6 protein-coding genes are annotated in these 6639 nt (G+C 71.9%); 2 read left to right on the forward strand and 4 right to left on the reverse strand.

Going from position 1 to position 6639, the window contains the following annotated elements; translation table 11 throughout:
- Positions 1-2: 2 nt before the first annotated feature.
- From ACZ4WS_RS17470 to ACZ4WS_RS17485, 4 genes are read right to left on the reverse strand one after another with little or no spacing between them, the layout of a single operon-like run.
- Complete coding sequence (locus ACZ4WS_RS17470) at positions 3-971, reverse strand: complex I subunit 1/NuoH family protein (protein WP_467981258.1); 969 nt, start codon at positions 969-971, stop codon at positions 3-5.
- Positions 968-2272 (reverse strand): NADH-quinone oxidoreductase subunit C, encoded by a 1305-nt coding sequence (locus ACZ4WS_RS17475; protein WP_467981260.1) that lies wholly within the window; start codon positions 2270-2272, stop codon positions 968-970. Before ACZ4WS_RS17475 ends, ACZ4WS_RS17470 begins: the two co-directional genes overlap by 4 nt.
- Positions 2269-2868: an NADH-quinone oxidoreductase subunit B gene (locus ACZ4WS_RS17480; RefSeq protein ID WP_467981262.1), complete on the reverse strand. Its 600-nt coding sequence runs from the start codon at positions 2866-2868 to the stop codon at positions 2269-2271. Before ACZ4WS_RS17480 ends, ACZ4WS_RS17475 begins: the two co-directional genes overlap by 4 nt.
- Positions 2859-3272 carry an NADH-quinone oxidoreductase subunit A gene (locus ACZ4WS_RS17485; protein ID WP_095936005.1) on the reverse strand — a complete coding sequence of 138 codons (414 nt, stop codon included), beginning with the start codon at positions 3270-3272 and terminating at the stop codon, positions 2859-2861. The genes ACZ4WS_RS17480 and ACZ4WS_RS17485 overlap by 10 nt, the downstream gene beginning before the upstream one ends.
- Before the next feature lie 254 nt (positions 3273-3526).
- Here ACZ4WS_RS17485 and ACZ4WS_RS17490 point away from each other — a divergent pair, with 254 nt between their 5' ends.
- Both ACZ4WS_RS17490 and ACZ4WS_RS17495 read left to right on the forward strand, forming a co-directional pair.
- Positions 3527-4759 (forward strand): sensor histidine kinase, encoded by a 1233-nt coding sequence (locus tag ACZ4WS_RS17490; protein WP_467981264.1) that lies wholly within the window; start codon positions 3527-3529, stop codon positions 4757-4759.
- A 326-nt stretch (positions 4760-5085) separates the two neighbouring features.
- Positions 5086-6441 carry a sensor histidine kinase gene (locus ACZ4WS_RS17495; RefSeq protein ID WP_467981266.1) on the forward strand — a complete coding sequence of 452 codons (1356 nt, stop codon included), beginning with the start codon at positions 5086-5088 and terminating at the stop codon, positions 6439-6441.
- The last annotated feature ends 198 nt before the right edge of the window (positions 6442-6639 follow it).

Here is a 6639-nt window from a genome sequence, read left to right on the forward strand (position 1 = left end):
GGTTACGAGATCACCACCTTGACGATGCCGGTGAGGGCGATCTGGGCGAGGGAGAGGGGGACGAGGAGGGTCCAGGAGAGTTTCTGGAGCTGGTCCTCGCGCAGGCGGGGGTAGGTGACGCGCAGCCAGATCACGACGAAGGCGAGGATCGCGCTCTTCAGGAGGGTCCAGACCCAGCCGAGGCCGTCCGCGCCCCAAGGGCCGTGCCAGCCGCCCAGGAAGAGGACGGTGGTCAGGCCGCACAGGACGACGATTCCGGCGTACTCGGCGAGGAGGAACAGGGCGAAACGCAGGCCCGTGTACTCGGTGTACGCGCCGAAGATGATCTCGGAGTCGGCGACGGGCATGTCGAAGGGCGGGCGCTGGAGTTCGGCGAGGCCCGCCACGAAGAAGACGATCGCGCCGACGATCTGCCAGGGCAGCCACCACCACTCGAAGGCATCGACGATGCCGGGGAGGGAGACGGTGCCCGCCGCCATCGCGACCGAGGCGGCGGTGAGGAGCATCGGGAGTTCGTACGCGAGGAGCTGGGCGGCGGTGCGCAGTCCGCCCAGGAGGGAGAACTTGTTGGCCGATGCCCAGCCCGCCATGAGCGAGCCGAGGACGCCTACGCCCATGACGGCGAGGACGAAGAAGATGCCCGCGTCGACGACCTGGCCGACCGCGCCTTCGCTCGGGCCGATGGGGATGGCGAGGAGGACCAGGAGGTACGGGAGGAGGGCGACGGCGGGGGCGAGTTGGAAGATGCGGCGGTCCGCGCCCGTGGGGACGACGTCTTCCTTCTGCGCGAACTTCACGCCGTCCGCGACGAGTTGGGCCCAGCCGTGGAAGCCGCCCGCGTACATAGGGCCGAGGCGGCCCTGCATGTGGGCCATCACCTTGTGCTCGGTTTGACCCACGATCAGGGGGAATGTCAGGAATACGACAAAGACGACGAGGAGTCGCAGGGCGACGTCGAGAGCGCCGTTCACTGCGTGCCTCCGGGGTCGTCAGGGGTGGGTGCGGATGGGGGGTTCGGGGTGGCTTCGGGTTTGGGTTCCGGGGTGGCCTCGGGTTGTGGCGTGGCCTCGGGTTCCCGGGCAAGCTCGGGTTCCGGGGCGGTCTCGGGTTGAGGAGTGGCCTCGGGTTCCCGGGCAACCTCGGGTTCCGGGGCGGTCTCGGGTTCCGGGGTGGCCCCGGGTTCCGGAGCAGCCTCGGGTTGAGGAGTGGCCTCGGCGCCTTGCTCTGGCTTCGGCTCCGTTTCCGGCTTCGGCTCCGTTTCCGGCTTCGGCTCCGTTTCCGGCTTCGGTTCCGGCTCTGGCTTCGGCTCCAGCTCCGGCTTCTGCTCGTCGAAAGCCGGGCGGGCGCGGTGCCACGGGGCGTCCGAGGTGCGCGGCGCGGCGGGCCTCGGCGGGGTGGCGGGGCCTGTTGCTCCGGCGGGCGTCGTCGGCTCGGCGGGGGCCGTCGGCTCGGTGGGGGCCGGAGCTGCCTTCTGGTCGGGAGCCGGAGCAGCGGCCTGCTGGCTGGCAGAGCCCTGGCTCGCGCTGCGCGCCCGGCGCGGCGACGCCGGGGCGGCAGGCTCGGCACCAGCACTGGCACCCGCGGTACCCGCACCCGCACCGCCAGGTGTCTGGCTTGCAGAGCCCTCCCCCGCTGTTCGTGCCCTGCGTACGGGGCGGTCGCCGGGCGTGCGGGCCGCTCCGCGGGCGGGGCGGGCCGGGGCCGGAGGCAGCTGGCCCTTGAGGGGGCCCCACTCGTTGGGGTCGGGGACGCCGGGCGGGAGCATCTGGCGGCGCTTGGGGCCGCCGTGCTCGGACTCGCCGGGTTCCTTGGCGCCGGGCCAGGCCTTGACGACGCGGGCGGCCAGGACGAAGTCCTTGCGGAGGGGGTGACCTTCGAAGCTGTCGGGGAGGAGGAGCGGGTCGAGGCCGGGGTGGCCCTCGAAGTCCACGCCGAACATTTCGTGGGTCTCGCGCTCGTGCCAGCCGGCGCCCGCGTACACGGTGACGGCCGACGCGAGGACGGGGGCCGAGTGCGGGACGGTCGTACGGACGAGGAGGCGCCGTACCGGGGACAGCGCCACGACGTGGGCGCAGACCCGGAAGCCCGTGCCGGGTTCGTCGACGGCGCTCAGCCAGTCGAAGTAGGTGCAGCCCAGCACGCCACGGGCCGTCTCCAGGGCGGCGATCCACGACGCCGGAGGGACGTCGACCGTCAGGACCTCGTACGACTCCTCGGCCGTGGCCTCCGGGCCGAAAAGTTCCTCGACGGGGGCGGGGAGCCAGCCGGTCATCGGGCGCCTCCCGGGACCGGGGGCTGGACCAGCCCGCTCTGCAGGGCGGCCGCCGACGGCCGCGGCGACCCGTACCGCTCGCCCAGCGACTCCCGGGCGATCTTCTCCTGGAGCTTCAGGATGCCCTGGAGCAGGGCTTCGGGGCGGGGCGGGCAGCCGGGGACGTACACGTCGACGGGGATGATCTGGTCGACGCCCTTCGTGACGGAGTACGAGTCCCAGTACGGACCGCCGCAGTTGGAGCAGGCGCCGAAGGAGATGACGTACTTGGGCTCGGGCATCTGTTCGTACAGGCGCTTCACGGCCGGGGCCATCTTGTCCGTGACCGTGCCGGAGACGACCATCAGGTCGGCCTGGCGGGGGCCCGGCGCGAACGGGATCACGCCGAGCCGGATGAAGTCGTGCCGGGCCATCGACGCGGCGATGAACTCGATCGCGCAGCAGGCGAGGCCGAAGTTGAAGACCCAGAGCGAGTAGCGGCGGCCCCAGTTCAGGACCACCTTCATCGGCTCGGGGGCCAGTCGGGAGAGCGCGCCCAGCCGCTTCGGCTCCGGGAGAAGAACCGGCTGCCCAGGGGTCTCGGGGGTCACGTCCATGTCAGGACGCCCTTCTTGTATGCGTACAGCAGGCCGACGGCGAGGAAGCCGAGGAAAATGAACATCTCCACGAGCGTCGCGGCGCCGTAGCCGGGGGCGGCGAAGACCGTCGCCCAGGGGAAGAGGAAGATCGAGTCGACGGCGAAGATCACGTACAGGAACGCGTAGACGTAGTAGCGGACCTGGGTGTGGGCCCAGCCCTCGCCGACGGGGTCGACGCCGCACTCGTACGTCAGGAGTTTCTCGGGGGTGGGGACCACGGGCCGCAGCAGGCGTCCCGCCCCGAAGGCCACGGCGACGAACAGCACGCCGACGACGGCCAGCAGTCCGACGACCGAGTAGGACTGGAAGTAGTCCGCCGCGACGACAGCCCCGGTCGCCGTGACAACGGTCGGTTCCGGCACGTCAGCCCTCGCTCCCTGACACTCAACCCTATGATGCGCCCGTCGCGCACTCTGCGATGCGCCGTGTTCGACGATCTGTACGGACGGGAGTCTAGGGCCTGCTAAAGAAACGGTAAGCAGCCCGTCACGGCTGGGCACGCGCGGAGGTGCCCAGGTCCGCCCCAGGTGTCGGCCCCAGGGGTGGGGTTTTCCCCAGTGCATCCTGGCGGTCCACCTCATGGCGCGGCGCCGCGCCGCCGGGCACGCTAGCGGATATGACCGAACGCATCACGCTCAACGTCCCGTCGGACATCCCGCCGGACGTCCCGTCGGACAGGACGTCCGACAGTGACCGGCTGCCTCCCGCACGCCTCGCCCTCGACCGGCAGACGTGGAAGGAGATCGCGCATCTGCTGGCCAATCTGCCGGTCTCGATCTTCGGGTTCGTGTACGTCGTCACACTGATGTTCACGGGCGCGGGGCTCGCGGTGACGGTCATCGGGCTGCCGCTGCTCGCGGGCGGTCTGCTGGGCGCGCGTCAGCTGGGCAAGGCCGAGCGGGCGCGGGCGCGGGTGCTGCTCGGGGTGCGGATCGACGAGCCGAGCCCACTGCGGGTGCGCCGGACGGGCTTCTTCCCCTGGCTGTGGACGAGCCTGAAGGATCCGGTGGGCTGGCGGACGGTGCTGTACGACTTCGTACGGCTGCCCTGGGGCATCGTGACCTTCACCGTCACGCTCATATCGCTGTTTCTGCTGTGGCCGGTGCTGCCGTTCATCGCGCGGGGGCTGACGAACGTGGACCGGGCCATGGTGCGCGGGCTGCTGTCGCCCTCCGACGAGCTGGAGCAGCGTATCGCCGAGCTGGAGTCCGACCGGGGGGTCGTCGTCGACACCGCCGCCGCCGACCTGCGGCGCATCGAGCGCGATCTGCACGACGGGGCACAGGCCCGGCTGGTCAACCTCGCGATGGGGCTCGGCCTGGCCAAGGAGAAGCTCCTGGAGGACCCCGACACGGCGGCGGCCATGGTCGACGAGGCACACGGCGAGGTGAAGCTCGCCCTCCAGGAACTGCGCGACCTGGCCCGCGGCATCCACCCGGCGGTCCTCACCGACCGGGGTCTGGACGCCGCGCTGTCGGCGATCGCCTCGCGCTGCACGGTGCCGGTGAAGGTGACGGCCGACCTCGCGACCAGACCGGCGGCGGCCATCGAGGGCATCGCCTACTTCACCGTCTCCGAGCTGCTGCAGAACGTCAGCAAGCACAGCGGGGCGAGGTCCGCGTCCGTCGACGTGTGGCGGGCCGAGGACCGGCTGCTCATCCAGGTCCGGGACGACGGGCGCGGCGGGGCCGGCCTCGACGGCGGCACGGGGATGGCGGGGCTCGCGGACCGGCTCGGCGCGGTCGACGGCCTGTTCATCATCGAGTCGCCGGCCGGCGGTCCGACCGTCATCACGGCGGAGCTGCCGTGGCGGGACCGGCAGGACGAGCCGATACGACCCACGCGGTAGCGATCCGGACGGCTCCGGCGCGCCCTCTGTCGGGACGACTCCGGCTCGCCCCCTGTCCGGACGGCTCCGGCCCGCCCTCGTCCGGACGGCTCCGGTCCTCTCGAGGTCTCCAGCCGTCTCGAGGTCTCCGGTCCTCTCAAGTTCTCCAGCCATCTCGAGGTCTCCGGCCCTCTCAAGTTCTCCAGCCATCTCGAGGTCTCCGGCCCTCGCGAGGTAGGGAAAACCCCCGCTCCAAGACGCCGACCCGCTCCATGGCCGGAGCGCGCCGTGGCCAGCAGGGTTGAGGTACGAGCCGACGAGCAGGACGAGTAGAACGGACGAGACCGATGGCCACGGAGTACGGACAGGGGTACGGGCACCGGAGTGGGCCCGGATTCCACGGGGCGGGCGCCGGTGAGCGGCGGCACCGTCTCCCGGCCCCGCTGCGGGCGCCGATCGAGGCCCGCAGCTGGCGTGAGTTCGGCTATGTGATGCTCAGCCTCCCGCTCGGCATCATCATGTTCACCTTCGCCGTCACGATGTTCTCGCTGGGCGCGGGCCTGCTGGTCACCTTCCTCGGGATCCCGGTGCTGGCCGCGGCCCTGGCGGGCTGCCGGGGGTTCGGCGCGCTGGAGCGGGCGCGGGCGCGCGGGCTGCTCGGGGTCGAGGTGGCCGAGCCGGAGCCCCTGCGGCTGAAGAAGCACGGGGCGATGGCGTGGATGGGGGCGATGCTCAAGAGCGGTACGTCGTGGCGGCATCTGCTGTACGCGGTGCTCCAGTTCCCCTGGGCGGTGTTCTCCTTCGTGGTGGCGCTGAACTTCTGGGTGTACGGGTGGGCGCTGCTGACGTATCCGCTGTGGTTCTGGGTCTTCCCTATGTACGCGGGGCAGGACGGGCTCCAGATCTACGGGGACGAGACGCACGGCATCTACCTGAACAACCCCTTCGAGATCACGGTGACCGCGCTGGTGGGGCTGCTCTTCACGATGGCCACGCCGTGGATCGTGCGGGCGCTGACGACCGTGGACCGGCTGATGGTGCTCGGGCTGCTCGGGCCGTCGCGGCTGGCGACGCGGGTGGTCGAGCTGGAGTCCGACCGGGGGGTCGTCGTCGACACCGCCGCCGCCGATCTGCGCCGCATCGAGCGTGACCTGCACGACGGGGCGCAGGCCCGGCTGGTCGCCCTGGCGATGGACCTGGGGCTGGCCAAGGAGAAGCTGACGGAGGACCCGCGGGCCGCGGCGCGGATGGTGGACGAGGCGCACGGCGAGGTGAAGACGGCGTTGCAGGAGTTGCGGGATCTGGCGCGTGGGATCCATCCCGCCGTGCTGACCGACCGCGGGCTCGACGCGGCGCTGTCCGCGGTGGCCTCGCGGTGCACGGTGCCGGTGCGGGTCGAGGTGGATCTGCCGTCGCGGCCCGCGCCCGCGATCGAGGGGATCGCGTACTTCACCGTCTCCGAGTTGCTCCAGAACGTCAGCAAGCATGCGCGGGCCAGGCAGGCCACGGTGGATGTCTGGCGGGTCGAGAACCGGCTGATGCTTCAGGTCGTCGACGACGGGGTGGGTGGGGCCGATGTCTCCGCCGGGTCCGGCCTGGCGGGGCTCGCCGAGCGGCTCGACGCGGTTGACGGCATCCTCGTGGTCGATTCGCCCGTGGCCGGGCCGACGCGGATTACGGCGGAGCTGCCCTGGCGGAGGTGAGCGGGGGCCCTGGGCCGGGCGGGGGTGAGCGAGGTCCGTGGGCAGGGGGGGGGGGGGGGGGGGGGGTTGGGCCCCCCCCCCCCCCCCCCCCCCCCCCCGGGGGGTGGCCCCTCCCCCCCCCCCCCCCCCCCGCCACCCCCCGTCCCCCCACCCCAAAAAAATCAAAACCCTCCCCCCCCCCCCTCTCTGGTGGGTAGG

It is taken from the genome of Streptomyces sp. NPDC029292, assembly GCF_055569295.1.